This is a genomic window from Embleya sp. NPDC020886 (assembly GCF_044333915.1).
Classification (GTDB): Bacteria; Actinomycetota; Actinomycetes; order Streptomycetales; family Streptomycetaceae; genus Embleya.
Genome location: NZ_JBIRRX010000005.1, coordinates 200,152 through 218,084, shown reverse-complemented (window position 1 = coordinate 218,084; position 17,933 = coordinate 200,152). Strand labels below are relative to the sequence as shown.

General features: G+C 74.1%; 12 protein-coding genes. All 12 read left to right on the top strand.

Annotation, left to right across the window (positions count from 1 at the left end; genetic code table 11):
- Positions 1-161 precede the first annotated feature (161 nt).
- The 12 genes from ACH4U8_RS20160 to cobA all read left to right on the top strand — a co-directional run bounded on the left by ACH4U8_RS20160 (position 162) and on the right by cobA (position 17,914).
- Complete coding sequence (locus ACH4U8_RS20160) at positions 162-638, top strand: GNAT family N-acetyltransferase (protein WP_360306267.1); 477 nt, start codon at positions 162-164, stop codon at positions 636-638.
- A gap of 391 nt (positions 639-1,029) precedes the next feature.
- Positions 1,030-2,091: an ATP-binding cassette domain-containing protein gene (locus tag ACH4U8_RS20155; protein ID WP_360306265.1), complete on the top strand. Its 1,062-nt coding sequence runs from the start codon at positions 1,030-1,032 to the stop codon at positions 2,089-2,091.
- A gap of 2 nt (positions 2,092-2,093) precedes the next feature.
- On the top strand, positions 2,094-2,750 hold the full coding sequence (locus ACH4U8_RS20150; protein WP_360306263.1) for a methionine ABC transporter permease: 657 nt from the start codon (positions 2,094-2,096) through the stop codon (positions 2,748-2,750).
- A gap of 52 nt (positions 2,751-2,802) precedes the next feature.
- Positions 2,803-3,624: a MetQ/NlpA family ABC transporter substrate-binding protein gene (locus ACH4U8_RS20145; RefSeq protein ID WP_395779103.1), complete on the top strand. Its 822-nt coding sequence runs from the start codon at positions 2,803-2,805 to the stop codon at positions 3,622-3,624.
- A gap of 424 nt (positions 3,625-4,048) precedes the next feature.
- The gene (locus ACH4U8_RS20140) at positions 4,049-6,127 is read left to right on the top strand and encodes a putative cobaltochelatase (protein ID WP_395779101.1); all 2,079 of its coding nucleotides are present in this window, start codon (positions 4,049-4,051) and stop codon (positions 6,125-6,127) included.
- 87 nt (positions 6,128-6,214) lie between these two features.
- Positions 6,215-6,829: a cob(I)yrinic acid a,c-diamide adenosyltransferase gene (cobO, locus tag ACH4U8_RS20135; protein WP_360306257.1), complete on the top strand. Its 615-nt coding sequence runs from the start codon at positions 6,215-6,217 to the stop codon at positions 6,827-6,829.
- Positions 6,826-8,274, top strand: coding sequence for a cobyrinate a,c-diamide synthase (locus ACH4U8_RS20130; RefSeq protein WP_379989029.1), 1,449 nt, complete (start codon positions 6,826-6,828; stop codon positions 8,272-8,274). Before cobO ends, ACH4U8_RS20130 begins: the two co-directional genes overlap by 4 nt.
- A gap of 121 nt (positions 8,275-8,395) precedes the next feature.
- On the top strand, positions 8,396-9,610 hold the full coding sequence (gene cbiE / locus ACH4U8_RS20125; RefSeq protein ID WP_360306253.1) for a precorrin-6y C5,15-methyltransferase (decarboxylating) subunit CbiE: 1,215 nt from the start codon (positions 8,396-8,398) through the stop codon (positions 9,608-9,610).
- 56 nt (positions 9,611-9,666) lie between these two features.
- Positions 9,667-10,134 (top strand): cobalamin biosynthesis protein, encoded by a 468-nt coding sequence (locus ACH4U8_RS20120; RefSeq protein WP_395779099.1) that lies wholly within the window; start codon positions 9,667-9,669, stop codon positions 10,132-10,134.
- A 226-nt stretch (positions 10,135-10,360) separates the two neighbouring features.
- Positions 10,361-11,464, top strand: a complete 1,104-nt coding sequence (gene cobC, locus ACH4U8_RS20115) for an Rv2231c family pyridoxal phosphate-dependent protein CobC (RefSeq protein ID WP_360306249.1) — start codon at positions 10,361-10,363, stop codon at positions 11,462-11,464.
- Positions 11,461-16,470, top strand: a complete 5,010-nt coding sequence (gene cobT / locus ACH4U8_RS20110) for a nicotinate-nucleotide--dimethylbenzimidazole phosphoribosyltransferase (RefSeq protein ID WP_395779097.1) — start codon at positions 11,461-11,463, stop codon at positions 16,468-16,470. The genes cobC and cobT overlap by 4 nt, the downstream gene beginning before the upstream one ends.
- A 220-nt stretch (positions 16,471-16,690) precedes the next feature.
- On the top strand, positions 16,691-17,914 hold the full coding sequence (gene cobA, locus ACH4U8_RS20105; RefSeq protein WP_360306245.1) for a uroporphyrinogen-III C-methyltransferase: 1,224 nt from the start codon (positions 16,691-16,693) through the stop codon (positions 17,912-17,914).
- Positions 17,915-17,933 lie beyond the last annotated feature (19 nt).

The window sequence follows — 17,933 nt, the reverse complement described above, 5'->3', positions numbered from 1 at the left end:
CCGGGAAAAGCCGTGTGGAACAGTGACGAATGCAGTGTTCGAGCGAGTGCTCAAGCGAGCGTTCGAAAGGGGACAACCCTCCCCCTTTGCGAAGGCACTGTGACAGGACGCTGCGGCACACACATCCGCACGGTGATCAGGGCGATCAGGGGAGCAATCCGATGGGGCAGAACGTAGGCATCGGCACGGCGGACGTATCCGACGCCGAGCAGATCCTCAAGCTTCAGTACCTCTGTTACCAGGGCGAAGCAGCCCTGTACAACGACTACGGCATCGAGCCGCTGACGCAGAGCCTGGAGAGCCTGCGCACCGAGTTCGACACGCACACCATCCTGGTGGCACGCCTGGGCGACGAGGTCGTCGGCTCGGTGCGCGGCACCGTCGAGGACGGCGTGGCCCGGATCGGCAAACTGGTCGTGCACCCCCGGCTGCAGCGGCACATGCTCGGGACCCGCCTGCTGCGCGCGATCGAGGAGAAGCTCGCCGACGCGGCCGAGTACGAGTTGTTCACCGGTCACCGCAGCGAGAACAACCTGCGCCTGTACGAGCGCCTCGGCTACGTCTCCGGCCGGATCGAGAAGATCAGCCCCCGGCTGAGCCTGGTCTACCTGCGCAAGACGGCCGTGCTCGCGGCCTGATCGACCCGCGCCGCGCGAAGCGACGCGCGGCGGCCCCGAAGCCCCGGTGACCATGGAATCCATGGCCGCCGGGGCTTCGCCGGTTCCGGTCGCAGGCAGCCCGGCGGGATGACATTTCCATTGCCGGGTGGGTGTCTGCTTTAATCGGATCATGTTCACGACGGCTCACACATCCGACACCGCGGCTGACGCCATGGGTTGTCGTCGCATGTGCCGTTCGTGTCGGACCTGTCGAATGTGTGGCTGTTGAGGATTTGAGGGCCTGATCCCTCACCCGGGCCGAGCGCTTCGCGCCCCCGGTGTCATCCCCGCCACGCCCCCCTGTGTGACGAAATCGCGCGGCCCCTGATCGGGCCCGATTCGGCACGCGCATCCACCCGAGGACTTCACGGTGATCCGTACCACTGCCCTGAGCAAGGTCTATCGCAGCCGAGAACGGCAGGTGACCGCGCTCGACCACGTCGACCTGCAGGTGCGGGAAGGCGAGATCTTCGGCGTGCTCGGCCGCAGCGGCGCCGGCAAGAGCACCCTGATCCGCTGCCTGAACCTGCTTGAGCGCCCCACGTCGGGCGTGGTCGAGGTGGGCGGGCGCGACCTGACCGCGCTGTCCGCGAGCGCGCTGCGCGCCGAACGGCGCGGCATCGGGATGATCTTCCAGCACTTCAACCTGCTCTCCAGCCGTACCGTCGCCGGGAACGTCGCGGTGCCGCTGGAGATCGCCGGCATCCCGCGCCGGGACCGGGCCCGCCGGGTCGGCGAACTGCTCGATCTGGTCGGGCTGGCCGAGCACGCCAAGGCGTACCCCGCGCAACTGTCCGGCGGGCAGAAGCAGCGGGTGGGCATCGCCCGTGCGCTGGCCGCCGAGCCGCGGGTGTTGTTGTCCGACGAGGCCACCTCGGCGCTCGACCCGGAGACCACCCGCTCGATCCTGGCGCTGCTGCGCGACCTGCGCGACCGGCTCGGCCTGACCATCCTGCTGATCACCCACGAGATGGACGTGGTCAAGAACATCTGCGACTCGGCGGCCCTGATGGAGGGCGGCCGGATCATCGAGTCCGGGACGGTGGCTGAACTGCTGGGCCGTTCCGATTCGCGGCTGGCCCGGGAGATGTTCCCGCTGGGCCCGCCCGGCGTGCCGGCGGGCCGCACCGTGGTGGACATCACCTTCCGCGGCGAGGAGACGGCGCAGCCGTTCATCTCCACCCTCGCGCGCACCTACAACGTGGACGTCAACGTGCTGGGCGCGGCCGTGGAGAGCGTCGGCGGCCGGCAGATCGGCCGGATGCGGATCTCGCTGGACGGCACGTTCGAGAACAACGTGGTGCCGATCGGCTACCTGCGCGAGCAGGGCCTGCAGGTCGACGTGCTCGACGAGGGCCCGGCCACCCCCATCGAGTCGGACGCCGACGTCGCCGCCGCCGACGGCGTGGCGCTCGCGGGCAAGGAGATCTGAAGATGACCTGGTCCGAGATGCGGCCGCTGCTGGAGACCGCGACCCAGGAGACGTTGTACATGGTCGGCGTCGCGACGCTGATCACCGTGCTGATCGGATTGCCGATCGGGCTCCTGCTCGTGCTCACCGACCGGGGCGGTCCGCTCGCGTTCGCGCCGGCGAACAAGTTGCTCGGCCTGGTGGTCAACGTGGGCCGTTCGGTTCCGTTCCTGATCCTGCTGGTCGCGCTGATCCCGTTCACCCGCTGGGTGACCGGCACCACGATCGGCACCGACGCCGCCATCGTGCCGCTCACCGTGGGCGCCATCCCGTTCTTCGCGCGGCTGGTGGAGACCGCGGTGCGCGAGGTGGACCGGGGACTGATCGAGGCCGCGCAGTCGATGGGCGCGAGCACGATCACCATCGTGCGCAAGGTGCTCGTGCGCGAGGCGGTGCCCTCGATCATCTCCGCGATCACGGTGACCATCGTCGCGATCGTCGGCTACTCCGCGATGGCGGGCGTGGTCGGCGGCGGCGGCCTCGGCGACCTGGCCATCCGCTACGGCTACCAACGCTTCGAGACGAACCTGATGCTCGTCACCATCGCGGTGCTCGTCGTCCTGGTTCAACTCGTGCAATTCCTCGGCGATCTGCTCTCCCGCAGGCTCGCCCACCGTTAGGACGCGAGGCATTCCGCCCGCGTACACCGCACCACCCGGAAAGGCACTCTTCGTGCGTATCGACAAGTTCGTCGCCCTCTCCGCCGTCGCCGCCCTCGGACTCGGTCTCGCCGCCTGCGGCAGCGACGACAAGAAGGGCTCGTCCGCCTCCGACCCGCTCAAGGTCGCCGCCTCCGCCGTCCCGCACGCGCAGATCCTGAAGTACATCAAGGACAACCTCGCGGCGAAGGAGGGCCTGAAGCTGGACGTCAAGGAATTCGCCGACTACACCCAGCAGAACCCGGCCCTGGACGAGGGCAACGTCGACGCCAACTTCTTCCAGCACAAGCCGTATCTGGAGGAGTTCAACAAGGAGAAGAAGACCACCCTGGTCCCGGTCGTGCCGGTGCACCTGGAGCCGCTGGCCCTCTACTCCAAGAACGTCAAGTCGCTCGCCGACCTCAAGGAGGGCGCGACCGTCGCGTTCCCCAACGACGCCACCAACGGTGGTCGCGCGCTCAAGCTGCTCGCCGACAACGGTGTGATCAAGCTCAAGGACGGCGCGGGCACCACGGCGACCGAGAAGGACATCGCGGACAACCCGAAGAAGCTCAAGTTCAAGGCGATCGAGGCGGCCCAACTGCCCCGCGCGCTGGACGACGTGGACGGCGCGGTGATCAACGGCAACTACGCGCTGACCGCCAAGCTGACCCCGGGCAAGGACGGCATCGCGGTGGAGAAGGCGGAGAACAACCCCTACGCGAACGTCCTGGTGGTCAAGAAGGGCAAGGAGAACGACCCGCGCGTGCAGAAGCTGGCCAAGCTGCTGAACTCGCCCGAGGTGAAGAAGTACATCGCCGACGAGTACAAGGGCAACGTGCTCCCGGCGTTCTGATCCGACCCGCGCCCGGGACGCCTCCCGAGCACACTCGCGGCAACCGCGGCCCCCGTCCTCGGGCGGGGGCCGCGGCGCGTTTTCGGGCGTATGAGAGGCTGTCGCCGACAGCAGGGAAGGAATCCGGCGTATCGCGCGGAGCACCTTCGGGCCCGGTGTCGAGGTATGTGCGTGCTCCACGAGGGTTCGGGCACACCTCGACACCGGTACGTCCGAGGGAGGCGGCGCGGTGCGGCAACCCGGAGCGGTCCCGCCACTGTGAACGCGCGCCGTCGGGCGGGCGTGAGCCAGAGACTTGCCGCTGTCCGGGGCCCGGTTCGCGGGTTCCGCAACCGACCAGGGCGTGGACACCCGAGGGAGGCCGACGGCGCATGCCTGCGTGCTTTGTGACAACTGACGGCATATCCGGCGCGGGAGCCCGCCGGTGAGCGCCGCGTACCCGTTCTCCGCGATCGTGGGCCTGGCCGATCTGCGGCTGGCGCTCGTCCTCAACGCGGTCTCGCCCGCGGTCGGTGGCGTGCTCGTGCGCGGCGAGAAGGGCACCGCCAAGTCGACCATGGTGCGGGCCCTCGCCGGCCAACTGCCCGAGGTCGCGGTGGTGCCCGGTTGCCGCTTCTCCTGTGATCCGGACGCCCCGGACCCGCACTGCCCGGACGGCCCGCACGACGCGGCGATCGGCGGGAGCGCCCGCGCCGCGCGCCTGGTCGAACTGCCGGTCGGCGCCAGCGAGGACCGACTGGCCGGCTCGCTGGACATCGAGCGCGCCCTGACCGAGGGCGTCAAGGCGTACGAGCCCGGCCTGTTGGCCGCGGCCCACCGGGGCGTGCTGTACGTCGACGAGGTCAACCTGCTGCACGACCACCTGGTGGACCTGCTCCTGGACGCGGCCGCGATGGGCACCTCGCACGTCGAACGCGAGGGGGTGTCGGTGCGGCACGCCGCGCGGTTCCTGCTCGTGGGCACGATGAACCCGGAAGAGGGCGAGCTGCGACCGCAGTTGCTCGACCGCTTCGGGTTGACCGTGGAGGTCGCGGCCAGCCGGGAGCCGCGCGAGCGGGCCGAGGTGGTGCGCCGACGGTTGGCGTACGAGGCCGACCCCGACGCGTTCGCGGCGCGCTGGGCGGGCGAGGACGCCGAGTTGGCCGAGCGCATCCTGCGTGCCCGCACGGCGCTGGCCCATGTGGTGCTTCCGGACGCCGAGTTGGAGCGGATCGCGCGGGTGTGCGCGTCGTTCGAGGTGGACGGGATGCGTGCGGACCTGGTCACGGCGCGCACCTCGATCGCGCTGGCCGCCTGGCACGGGCGGACCGAGGTGACGGCGCAGGACGTGCGCCGGGCGGCGCTGCTCGCGTTGCCGCACCGGCGGCGGCGCAACCCCTTCGACGCCCCGGGGTTGGACGAGGAACTGCTCGACGAGGCGCTGCGCGACCCGGACGAGCCGGAGCCGGAGCCGGAACCGGAGCCGGAGCCGGAGGGGGACGGGCCGGACGACGGTGGGCCGGACGGTGGCGGGTCGCCGCCGTCGGACGCCGACGGCCCGGACGGGTCGAACGGCTCCGACGGGTCGGGGAACGCGACACAGGCGCCGAAGTCGACCGAGGCGGCGCCCGGTTCGACGCCCGGTACCGAGGACGCGTCCGTCGAGGGTGCGCCCGCCCCCTCCGGCACGGGACGCGAGCAGGCCGCCGTCGCCGCGGCCGAGCCGTACCGCACCCGGTTGTTCTCGGTGCCCGGGGTGGGCCAGGGAGCGGCCGGGCGCCGCTCGCGCGCACGGACCGCGAGCGGGCGCACCACCGGGGCCCAGGTCGCGGCCGGCCGGGTGACCCGACTGCACGTCGCGGCCACCGTGCGGGCGGCGGCGCTGCACCAGAAGGCGCGCGGCCGCACCGGCGCGGGGCTGGTGTTGCGGCGCGCGGATCTGCGCGAGGCGGTCCGGGAGGGCCGCGAGGGCAACCTGGTGTTGTTCGTGGTGGACGCGTCCGGGTCGATGGCGGCGCGCAAGCGCATGAGCGCGGTCAAGGGCGCGGTGTTGTCGCTGCTCCTGGACGCCTACCAGCGGCGGGACAAGGTCGGCCTGGTCACCTTCCGCGGCGCAGACGCCGCGCTGGTCCTGCCGCCGACCTCCTCGGTCGAGATCGGCGCGGCCCGGCTTGCCGCGCTGCCCACCGGCGGGCGTACCCCGGTGGGGGCCGGACTGCTGCGTGCCCACGAGACGTTGCGGGTGGAGCGGCTGCGCGATCCGCTGCGCCGGGCGCTGGTGGTGGTGGTCACCGACGGGCGGGCGACGGGCGGCCGGGACGCGCTGGGCGAGAGCCGGCGGGCGGCTCGGCTGCTGGCCGCGACGGGGGTCGCGTCGTTGGTGGTGGACTGCGAGAGCGGGCCGGTTCGGCTCGGGTTGGCGGCGCGGCTGGCCGGCGATCTGGGCGCTCCGGTGGTCACGTTGCAGGAACTGGCGGCGGACGGTCTGGCGGGGCTGGTGCGGGATGTGCGTTCGGTGGCCTGACGCCCGGCCCGCCGGTCGGTGTCACGCTCGTGTTTTCGTCAACGTGCCCGGTCAGGGCCGACGTTCCACATACCAAGGGAGATCATCATGCCGCAGGGCGTTCCCACGCACGTGCCCGCCGACGGGCTGACCACGCGTCAGCGTCGCAATCGGGCCCTGGTCGTCGTGCACACCGGGCCCGGCAAGGGCAAGTCCACCGCGGCGTTCGGGCTGGCCCTGCGCGGCTGGAATCAGGGGTGGCCGATCGGGGTGTTCCAGTTCGTGAAGTCGGCGAAGTGGAAGGTCGGCGAGGAGAACGTGTTGCGCACGCTCGGGCGGCTGCACACCGAGACCGGCGAGGGCGGCCCGGTCACCTGGCACAAGATGGGCGAGGGCTGGTCCTGGATCCAGCGCGAGGGCACCCAGGACGATCACGCCGAGGCGGCCCGCCAGGGCTGGGAGCAGATCAAGCGCGACCTGGCCGCCGAGACCCATCGGGTGTACGTGCTCGACGAGTTCACCTATCCGATGAAGTGGGGCTGGGTGGACGTGGACGAGGTGGTCGCGGTGTTGCGCGATCGGCCCGGCAGCCAGCACGTGGTGATCACCGGCCGCGACGCGGACCCGCGCCTGATCGAGGCGGCCGATCTGGTCACCGAGATGACCAAGATCAAGCACCCGATGGACGCGGGGCAAAAGGGCCAGCGAGGCATCGAGTGGTGAGTGCTTCGGCGCTGCCGCGCGTGGTGATCGCCGCGCCGGCCTCCGGACACGGCAAGACCACCGTCGCCACCGGGCTGATCGCGGCCTTCACCCGACGCGGCGACGTCGTGTCGCCGCACAAGGTGGGGCCGGATTACATCGATCCCGGCTATCACGCGCTCGCGGCCGGCCGGCCCGGGCGCAACCTGGATCCGTTCCTGGTCGGCGAGGAGCGGATCGCGCCGCTGTTCGCGCACGGCGCGCGCGGCGCGGATCTGGCCGTGGTCGAGGGCGTGATGGGCATGTTCGACGGTGCGGCCGGGCGCGGTGGATACGCCTCCACCGCGCACGTCGCGCGGCTGCTCGCGGCGCCGGTGGTCCTGGTCGTGGACGCGCGGGCGCAGAGCCGCTCGGTGGCCGCGTTGGTGCGCGGATTCGACGCGTTCGATCCGGACGTGGGCGTGGCCGGGGTGATCCTGAACCGGGTCGGCTCGGACCGGCACGAGAGCATGTTGCGCGAGGCACTGGACGAGATCGGCATGCCGGTGCTGGGTGTGCTGCGCCGGCACGAAGCGATCGCCAAACCGGCCCGGCACCTGGGCCTGGTCCCGGTCGCCGAACGGCACGCGGACGCCGTGCGCACGGTGGACGCGCTCGGCGAACTGATCGCGCGCAGCGTGGACCTGGCCCGGGTGCGGCGGATCGCGGCGGGTGCGGGTCCGCTGCCGGACGCGCCGTGGGACCCGGTGCGCGAGGTGGCCGGCCCGATTCCGGGGCGGCCCACCATCGCGCTCGCGGGCGGTTCGGCGTTCACCTTCGCCTATGCGGAGACCGCCGAACTGCTCGGCGCGGCCGGGGCCGAGGTGGTCACCGTGGACCCGCTGCGGGACGAACGGCTGCCGGCGGGCACGGCGGGCCTGGTGCTGGGCGGCGGCTTTCCGGAGGTGTACGCGGCCGAGTTGTCCGCCAATTCGGCGCTGCGCGCGGACGTGCTGGCGTTGGCCGCGCGCGGCGGCCCGATCGCGGCCGAGTGCGCGGGTCTGCTGTACCTGGCCCGGACGTTGGACGGTGCGCCGATGTGCGGTGTGCTGGACGCGGACGCGCGGATGACCGAGCGGCTGACCCTGGGCTATCGGGAGGCGACGGCCGCGCACGACTCGGTGCTCGCCCCGACCGGTCGGGTGGTGCGCGGACACGAGTTCCACCGCACGACGTTGACGCCGCGGGCCGGGCGCCGGGCGGCGTGGAGCCTGGGCGACTCGGGTCTGGAAGGGCACATCGCCGGATCGGTGCACGCGTCGTATCTGCACGCGCACTGGGCCGGCGCGCCCGATCTGGCCCGGCGGTTCGCCCGGTCGTGCGCGCTCGCGGCGGACCCGGCGGGCGCGGGTGGCGCGGATCCGGGTGCGGACGCGCGGGCGTGGCCGATTACCGACCGCGCGCGGGAGCGCACGCTCGGGCGGTGATCGCCGCAACCTCGGACGGGGGAGTCGACGTCGTGACGGGTACGGGCTCCCCTTCGGGGGCGCCGCCGCGTGACCACGCGCCGAACCTCCCCCGGGATTCGGCGCGGCGAGGGGGATGGCCATGGCTGATCGGGTGATCGTGATCGGGTACGACGGCGCGCCGCTGTCGGCCGCGGCGGTGCAGGCGTTGCGGACGGCGACCCTGGTGGCGGGCCCGGAACGGCTGTTGGCCGCCGTCGCGGTGCCCGAGGGCGCCGAGCGGATGGTGCTGGGCAACGTGCACGTGGCCGCGCAACGCATCGGCGCGCATCGCGGCGTCGCGGTGGTGTTGGCCGTCGGCGACCCCGGGTTCTTCGGGATCGTGCGGTTGTTGCGCCGGGCCGAGTACGGCCTGGAGCTGGAGATCGTGCCGGCGGTGTCCTCGGTGGCACTGGCGTTCGCGCGGGCCTCGATGCCGTGGGACGACGCGCGGGTGGTCAACGCCCTGGGGCGGGACGTGCGGCGCGCGGCGAACGTGTGTCGGGCGTTCGGCAAGGTCGCGGTGCTCACCGGTCCGGGCGCGGGTCCGGCCGAACTCGCCGCGCTGCTCCCGGATGTGCCGCGCACCTTCGTGGTGTGCGAGCGCCTGGGCACCGATCGGGAGGAGATCTCGATGGTCTCCGCCGAGCATGCGATCGAGCACGAGTGGTCCGACGTGGACGTGGTGATCGTGATCGGGCCGGCCCTGCGGGCGGGCGCGACGGCGGGTTGGCTGGCGGGCGAACGCCCCGGCTTTCCGGGGTCGGTGCGCGGCTGGGCGGTGGCGGAGGACGTGTACGCGCATCGGGCGGGCGCGATCACCCGGGCCGAGGTGCGCGCGCTGGCGGTGGCCCGACTCGGGCCGCGGCTGGGCGACCTGGTCTGGGACATAGGGGCGGGCAGCGGGTCGGTGGGCATCGAGTGCGCGCGGCACGGCGCGGCGGTGGTGGCGGTCGAGCAGGAGGCGTTCGGGTGCGACCTGATCGCCGAGAACGCCGGCCGGTTCGGGGTCGAGGTGCGGGTGGTGCACGGGAAGGCCCCCGAGGTGTTGTCCCGATTGCCGTTGCCGGACGTGGTGTTCGTCGGGGGCGGCGGGCCCTCGACGGTGGCCGCGTGTGCGGCGCGTCGGCCGGAGCGGATCGTGGCCGCGATGTCCGAGGTGGATCGGGTGGCCGAGTCGCGCGCGGTGCTGGAGCGTGCGGGTTACACCGTGGAGGGTTGTCTGTTGCAGGCTTCGCGGCTGGCGCCGGTCTCCGGTGGCGCCCAGCGACTGGAACCGGCGCATCCGGTGTTCGTGGTGTGGGGGGACCGGACTTGACGGCGGATCGGGTGTCGGGCGGGCGGGCGACTGCCGCCCGGGCGGCGGGAGTCGAGGTGGCGGACGCCGCGCGGGGGCTGGATTCGGCCACGGTCGACGCGGCGTCGATGGTGCCGGATCTGGTGGTGGGGGTCGGGGCGGCGCGTGGGGTGGACGCCAGGGAGGTGTGCGCCAGCGTGTGCGCCGTGCTCGCGCGGGCCGGCCTGGCGCGTTCGGCGGTGTGGGCGCTGGTGACCGTGACGGCCCGGGTCGACGAGCCGGGTCTGGTCGGGGGAGCGGCGCTGCTCGGACTGCCGTTGTTCGCGCGGGCGGCACAGGAACTCGCCGCGGTGCCGGTGCCGCATCCGAGCGAGCGGGTGCGGGCGGTGGTCGGCACGCCGGGCGTGGCCGAGGCCGCCGCGCTGCTGGGGCCGGTACCGGGCCTGCCGTTGGGCGAGTTGCTGGTGGCCAAGACGCGCGGCGTGGGTGCGCGTCCGCGCTGTACGGTCGCGGTGGCCCGCCGGCGGCCGGTCGCCGGCGGGTGAACGTGACGGCGAGCCGGGAAGCGGAACAACAAACGCCGTGATCGGTACCGGAATGGGCGGATTCGGCGATGTGGCAGTCGATTTCGTACCGCGAACCGATCGGGAAGTGCCGGCTCACGGTCAACGCCGGGACCCCGGCCGTCGGACCGGGCACCATCACCACCATCATGGACACGAACGACACGGGCGGGGCAGGGGCACCGGGCAGGGGTACGGAACCACGGACATGGGCAGTGACGCGATGACGGAACTCGACGGGCCCAATCCCGACGAACGGGACGGCGCACCGGGCGCGGACGTCGCACCGGACGTGGATCTGCGCCACCACGGCGACGCGGAGATCGGGCCGGGACTGGTGGACCTGGCGGTCAACGTCCGGCTCGCGGCCCCGCCGCCGTGGCTCGTGCGCCGTCTCACCGCGAGCCTGGCCGACCTGGCCGCCTACCCCGACACCGGTCGGGCCCGGGCGGCCATCGCGGCGCGACATCGGCGCCCGGTCGCCGAGGTGTTGCCCACGGCGGGCGCCGCCGAGGCGTTCGTGTTGCTCGCCCGCACCCTGACCCCTCGGCACGCGGTGGTCGTGCACCCGCAGTTCACCGAGCCCGAGGCCGCGTTGCGGGCCGCCGGGCACACCGTGCATCGGGTGCTGCTGGACGAGCACGACGGCTTCGCCCTCGACCCGGCCCGGATTCCCGACGAGGCCGACCTGGTCGTCCTGGGCAACCCGACCAATCCCACCTCGGTGCTGCACCCGGCGGCCACGATCGCCGCACTCGCGCGCCCCGGCCGAATCCTGGTGGTCGACGAGGCGTTCGCCGACACCATTCCGGGCGAGCCCGAAAGCGTGGCCGAGCGACGCGATCTGCCCGGGCTCGTGGTTGTGCGAAGTCTCACGAAAACCTGGGCGTTGGCCGGACTTCGAATCGGTTACGTCCTGGCTTCCCCGGATCTGGTGCGCATCCTCACGGACGCTCAGCCGTTGTGGTCGGTGTCGACACCGGCGTTGATCGCCGCCGAGGCGTGCTGCACGCCGGAGGCGCTCGCGCAGGCGGAGGCGTTGGCCGTTACGCTCGCGGCTGACCGTTCGTACCTCGTGGAGAGGCTGCGCACGGTTTCGGGGATTCGGCTACCGGTCGTTCCCCGTTCCTCGTTCGTGCTCGCGCGGATCGAGGGGGGCCCAGAGATCCGCGAGCAGCTGAGGGAGCGAGGCTACGCGGTTCGGCGGGCCGACACTTTTCCGGGCCTCGGCCCGGATTGGCTTCGGATCGCGGTGCGGGATCGTGCCACGACGCTGGCCTTCGCGGCTGCCCTGGAAGGAGTAGTTACATGAGCGAAGCCGACGAGCGCCGACCTGCTGGGGAGGGCGTGGGCCCTGCCCCCGCCAGGCACGCCGCCGGCACCGGTCCGGTGGGGGAACCGGCCGGTCCATACCCGTACGACGATCTGGACGACGAGGACTCGCTGTTGATGCCGGGGCCACAGGCCGGCTGGGCCGACCCGAACGTGCCGATGCCGGCTGCACCGGGGATGTCCCTGGCCGATCGCATGGCCGCGGCCGGCGACGACGCCTCGGGACAGGTACCGGTGTCGCCGATCGAGCAGGCGTACGACGCCGTACCCGGCCCGCAGTCCGGCATGTTCGCCGCGATGATCATCGACGAGCCGGAAGCGCCGGAGACCTATGCCGCGCCGATGACGGCCGGTCAGATCCCGTATCCGCCCGGCCCGATGACGCCGCATCAGGAAGTCCCGCAGCCGGTCCAGGGGTTCGGCCCCGGGGAGTACGGCGCACCGCAGGGCGTGGCCGAGCCGTATCCGGCGCCGGCCCAGGGTGTGCCCGTGCAGGGTGTGCCCGGGCAGGGTGTGCCCGGGCAAGGCGTGCCGGCCCAGGCCGTGCCCGCTCCCGCCGCGCCGCCCGCGCAGGCGGTGCCCGTCGTACCGCCGCCCGCCGCGCCGCGGTTCGTGCCGACGATCGTCGGGCAGCCGGGCGCCGAGTACGGCACGGACGTGCCACCGGCCGTACCCGCGGCCGGGCCCGAGGCGCCGTCGGGTGCCGTGCCCGACCCGGCGGCCGGCGCGTTCGTCGAGCAGCCCGGGATCACCGGCGGTCGGCTGCGCCAACGGGTGCGCGTGGCGCAGACCGTGGACCAGCCGCAGCAGACCGAGCAGTCGCCGGCACCGCAGCCGCCGGCACCCGCGCAGCCGAGTGCCCCGGCCGGTGGGAATCCGGCGGACACCCCGCCGTTCCCGGTCGCCGCCGCGGTGCCGCAGCGCACCACCCTGCCGCCGCGTCGGCAGCGCCGGGTCGGCCGCGGCCCGGTGCCGCAGCAGGCCGGGCCGCACAGCGGGGCACATCCCGTGGGGGACGCGGTGAACACCGGTATTCCGGCGCAGCCGACGCCGATGCAGGCGGTGCCGGTGGTACCGCCGCCGGCCGCGCCGCAGCCGGTCGAGTCGGTGCCGGTCGCGGCAGCCGCACCGGTCGAGGCGGTCGCGCCCGCCGCGCCGGTCGCCGAGCAGCCCGCGCCGCCGGCTCCGCCGGTGGTCGAGCACGCGCAGGGGGTCACCGCGCCGGCCATACCGCAGCCGTTGCCGGGTGTGCCGCCGCAGTCCGCGCATCCCAGGTTCGTGCAGGCCGCGCCGGACGCGGTCGTCGACGCGCTGACCGGACCGCCCGCCGCGCCCGTCGCGGGCCCGATCGACAGCCCGGAAGCGGCCGCTTCCGTGCCGCCGCCGGCCGTGATCGAGGCGGGCGGGGTCGATCCGGCGGTGCCGGCGGTCGCGGCCGTGCCCGAAGCCGAACCGCTGGTCGCGCCGGCGCCGGTCGAGGCCGCTCCGGCGGTGGCCGAGGCCGTCGTCGAATCCGCGCCGCCGGCCGTCGCGGAGCAGCCGGGCCTCGCGCCCGCGGCGCCGGCCGAGCAGGCGCCGCCGGCCGGGTCCGCCGTGCCGGAAGGCACGGGCGGGCGGCGACGCAAGCCCGAGACCGGCTCGGAGTCGGCCGATTCGGGTGAGCACGAGGCGATTCCGGTCGGAACGCAGCTCGGGCCGGTACCACCGCCCGAGCCGGTGGCCGTGCAGGTCGCCGAGGAGGCCGCGGTCGCCGAGCCGGCGGCCGAGCCGGTCGCGCCCGTCGCCGCTGCGGTCGCGGCACCGCAAGCGCCGGTGGCGACCGCGGGTCCGACGGTGGCGGAGGTGCCGGCGCAGCGTGCGCCGGTCGCATCGCCCGTACCGGCGGAGCCCGTCGCGGCCGATCAGCCGTCCCATGATGCGAACGCCGCGCCGTCGGTCGTGGCCGCTGCGCCACCGGCCGCGCCGGCGACCGAGCCGCAGGTCGAGTCCGTCGCGGTCGCGCCGGAGGCCGTCGCGGCCGTGGCGCCCGCCGACGGCGGGGCGGGCGAAGCGGTGGTTCCGGAGCAGAGTGTGGCTCCGGTGGCGCCGAGTGCGCCCACCGAGGCGGCGGAGCCGGCCGCGCCGGCCCCGACCGTGCCGACCACCGAGGCGGCCGTACCGCTCGCGCAGGCCGCTCCGGCGCAACCGGCCGCGCCGGTGGTGCCGGCCGAGGCGGCGGTGCAGGCCGAGTCGGCCGCGCAGCCGACTCCGGTGGCGCAGTCCGCACCCGCGGCCCAGCCGGTGCCGCCGGTGGTGCCCGTCGCGCCCGGGCCCGTGGAGCAGGCCGGGTCGGCTGCTCAAGGTGCGCCGGTCACGCCGACCGGGCCACCGGCGACGGCCGCGCCCGTCGAGCAGGCCGCGCCGCCCGCACCGCCCGCGCCGCCCGCCGAGGAGGTGGCCGACGCACGACCCGTCGCCGAGGCCGTCCCGGTCCCGGCGCCCGCCGAGCCGGCCCCGAGCGGTCCCGGCCCCGAGTCGGTCGCCGAGGCCGCGCCGGCCGCGGTCGAAGCGGGCGACGCGTCCGTCGAGGCGACACCCGTCGCCTCGGCCAACGACGCGTCGGCCGAGGTCGCCCCGGCTCGGCCCGGCAACCCGGCGCCCGCCGTCGCGGTCCCGGCCGGACCCACCACGCAGTCCATCGCGGCGGAACTCCTCGCCGAGGAGATCCCCACCGCACCGACCGCCGAGCACCCCGCGACGGCTGCCGAGTCCGTCCCGGCAGCCGCCGCCCCGGCCGCGCCACCCACCGGGCCGGTCGAGGTCGGCCCGGCGGATCCCCGTACATCCGAAGAAAGCACTGCCATGCACGGCCCCCAGAGCACCACCGGCGCCGAGTCCGAGCCGCAGCCGCAGCCCGCGGTCGCCGGCGGAAGCGGCGAGATCCCCAGGATTCCGCCGCCGCCGGCCGAGCCGGTCGGCACCCCGGCGGCGGACCCGGCCCAGGGCGGGCAGGCCGACGCGGTCGCACCCCGGGTACCCGCGCCCGCCGAGCCCGAGGGCGAGCCCGTCTCGGCGACCGCGGTCACCGTGCTGCTGCCCGCCTCCGAGCCGGTGGCCGCCGAGCCGCCGGCGCCGGCCGACCCCGCGCCGTCGGCCGAGGAACCGGCACCCGAGGCACCCGAGGCGCCCGCGGCCGAGTCCACGCCCACCCCCGGGGACGACGCGACGCCGGAGGCGGAGGCGGAGCCCGAGCCCGAGATCGAGCGCGGCCCCGCCGCTCCCGGTTACGACGACGCGGCGCGCGAGGCGGTGCATCGGGTGATGCGCGAGCGCCGGGACGTCCGAGCCGGCTTCCGGCCCGACCCGGTGCCGGACGACGTCCTGGTCCGGGTGTTGGAGGCCGCGCACGCGGCGCCCAGCGTCGGCTACTCGCAGCCGTGGGACTTCGTGGTGATCCGCTCCGAGGAAACCAGGGTCACCGTCCAGGAACTGGCCCAGCGGCAGCGCGAGGCGTACGCCACCTCGCTGCCCAAGGCCCGGGCCAAGCAGTTCCTGGAGATCAAGGTCGAGGCGATCCTGGAGACCCCGGTCAACATCGTGGTCACCGTGGACTCCACCCGCGGCGGCCGGCACACGCTGGGCCGGCACACCCAACCGCAGATGGGCCCCTACTCCAGCGCGCTCGCGGTGGAGAACCTGTGGCTGGCCGCCCGGGCCGAGGGCCTCGGGGTCGGCTGGGTGAGCTTCTTCGACGAGCGCGAGCTGGCCACGGCACTGGGTCTGCCCGAACACATCGACGTGGTCGCCTACCTGTGCGTGGGCTACGTGGACGCGTTCCCCGACGAGCCGGAGCTGGCCACCTCGGGCTGGGCCAAGGCCCGACCGCTGTCCTGGGTGGTGCACGAGGAGACCTACGGTCGCCGCGGTCTGCCCGGCGAGGAGCCGGTCAGCCTGCTCGACGAGACGTTGCAATCGGTGCGTCCGCTCGACGCCAAGGCGTTGGGCGCGGCGTGGGAGCACCAGCGCAACATGACCAAGCCGCCCGGCTCGCTGGGCATCCTGGAGACGATCGGCGCGCAGTTGTCCGGGCTGGCCCGGACCTTCCCGCCGCCGATTCCGGAGCCCGCCGCGGTCGCGGTGTTCGCCGCCGACCACGGGGTGCACGCGCAGGGCGTGTCGCCGTGGCCGCAGGAGGTCACCGCCCAGATGGTGGGCAACTTCCTCGCCGGCGGCGCGGTGGTCAACGCGTTCGCCAAGCAGATCGGTGTCGAGGTGTGCGTCGTCGACGTCGGCGTCGCGACCGAGCTGCCGAACGCGACCGGACTGCTGCCGCGCCGGATCCGGCCGGGCACCGCGGACATGACCCAGGGCCCCGCGATGACCCGCGAAGAGGCGATCGCGGCCATCGAGGTCGGCATCGAGACCGCCCGGGACCTGGTCACCGCCGGCAACCGGGGTCTGCTCACCGGCGACATGGGGATCGCGAACACCACCGCGTCCGCCGCGCTGATCTCGGTGTTCACCGGGATGGAGCCGGCCGAGATCACCGGTCGCGGGACGGGCATCGACGATGCCACGCACCGGCGCAAGATCGAGGTGGTCAAGGCGGCGCTGGCGCGGCACGAACCCGATCCCGGTGACCCGATCGGCGTACTGGCCGCGATCGGCGGTCTGGAGCACGCGGCGCTCGCCGGCTACATCATCGGCGCGGCGGCGCTGCGCGTACCGGTCGTGCTCGACGGGGTGATCGCCGGTGCGGCGGCCCTGGTCGCGCAGGCCATCGCGCCGGAGTCGATCCAGGCGTGCGTCGCGGGTCACCGGTCGGCCGAACCCGGCCACGCGGCGGCCCTGGCGAAGTTGTCGCTGCGTCCGCTGGTCGAGTTGGAGATGCGGCTCGGCGAGGGCACCGGCGCGGTGCTCGCCCTGCCCCTGGTGCAGAGTGCGGTCCGCGTACTGCACGATGTGGCCACGTTCGACGCGGCGGGAGTCAGCGGCAAAACCGACTGATTTCCACCCCCGCCCGCAGCAGCCGAAGGGCACCTCCGCCACGATGGAGTGGCAGAGGTGCCCTTTCCGCGCGGAAAAACCGCCCAGGCGACGGCCGACGCGACACCGGAGCGATACCGGGATCGTGGGGACCGCCGCCGAGGCAGCAACCGTCCGTGCACCGAAAGATCAAGAAACACCGTACGCAGCGCACCCCGCGCCACCCGGAAAAGTGAGAACGATGTCCCGACTCCCTGGTCCTCCCGCCTATCCCGCCGGCCTGCGTCTGGAAGGACGCCGGGTCGTCGTGGTCGGCGCCGGTACGGTCGCCCAGCGCCGACTGCCCGCCCTGCTCGACGCGGGCGCGGACGTGCTCGTGGTCGCCCCCGAGGCGACGCCGGCGGTCGAGGGCATGGCGACCGGCGGCGAACTGCGTTGGTTGCCGCGCGCCTACGCGCCCGGTGACCTGGACGGCGCGTGGTACGCGCTGGCCGCCACCGACGTGGCCGAGGTCAACGAGGCGGTGGCCGCCGACGCCGAGGCGCTGCGGGTGTTCTGCGTGCGCTGTGACGACGCGTCGCACGCCAGCGCGTGGACGCCGGCGAGCGGGCGACACGACGGTTTGACCGTGGCCGTGCTCGCGGGCGGCGACCCGCGGCGCGCCGCGGGCGTGCGCGATCGCATCGTCGAGGGCCTGCACGACGGTTCGCTGGCCGCTCGCGGGGAGCGCCCGATCGGCGCGTTGCCCGGGGTGGCCCTGGTCGGTGGCGGACCCGGCGACCCGGACCTGATCACCGTGCGCGGGCGGCGACTGCTCGCCGAGGCCGACGTGGTGATCGCCGACCGGCTGGGCCCGCGCGCGCTGCTGGGCGAGTTGCCGCCGCATGTCGAGGTGATCGACGCGGCGAAGATCCCGTACGGACGGGCGATGGCCCAGGAGGCGATCAACGCCGCGATGATCGAGCACGCCAAGGCGGGCCGGTTCGTGGTCCGGCTCAAGGGCGGCGACAACTATGTCTTCGGTCGGGGCTTCGAGGAGGCACTCGCGTGTGCCGAGGCCGGGGTGCCGTGCCTGGTGGTGCCCGGGATCACCAGCGCGATCTCGGTGCCCGCGATAGCCGGCATCCCGGTCACCCACCGGGGCGTGGCGCACGAGTTCGTGGTGGTTTCCGGGCATGTCGCGCCGGAGGATCCGCGCTCGTTGGTGGACTGGGCGGCGCTGGCCGGGCTGCGCGGCACGTTGGTGCTGCTGATGGCGGTGGAGCGACTCGGGCCGATCACCTCGGCGCTGCTGGCGCACGGGCGGGCGGGGACGACTCCGGTGGCGGTGATCCAGGAGGGCACCATGGCCACCCAGCGGGTGTTGCGCACGACGTTGGCCTCGGCCGCCGCCGATGTGGTGGCGCAGGGGATTCGGCCGCCGGCGATCGTGGTGGTCGGCGACGTGGTGGCGCTGTCGGGCTGACCGCGAGCCGGCCGCGGTC

Bases quoted from the DNA above. Each gene is read 5' to 3' on its own strand.
- ACH4U8_RS20160 (WP_360306267.1), top strand. From the start codon at position 162: ATGGGGCAGAACGTAGGCATCGGCACGGCGGACGTATCCGACGCCGAG.
- ACH4U8_RS20150 (WP_360306263.1), top strand. From the start codon at position 2,094: ATGACCTGGTCCGAGATGCGGCCGCTGCTGGAGACCGCGACCCAGGAG.
- cobO (WP_360306257.1), top strand. From the start codon at position 6,215: ATGCCGCAGGGCGTTCCCACGCACGTGCCCGCCGACGGGCTGACCACG.
- cbiE (WP_360306253.1), top strand. From the start codon at position 8,396: ATGGCTGATCGGGTGATCGTGATCGGGTACGACGGCGCGCCGCTGTCG.
- cobC (WP_360306249.1), top strand. From the start codon at position 10,361: ATGGGCAGTGACGCGATGACGGAACTCGACGGGCCCAATCCCGACGAA.
- cobT (WP_395779097.1), top strand. From the start codon at position 11,461: ATGAGCGAAGCCGACGAGCGCCGACCTGCTGGGGAGGGCGTGGGCCCT.
- cobA (WP_360306245.1), top strand. From the start codon at position 16,691: ATGTCCCGACTCCCTGGTCCTCCCGCCTATCCCGCCGGCCTGCGTCTG.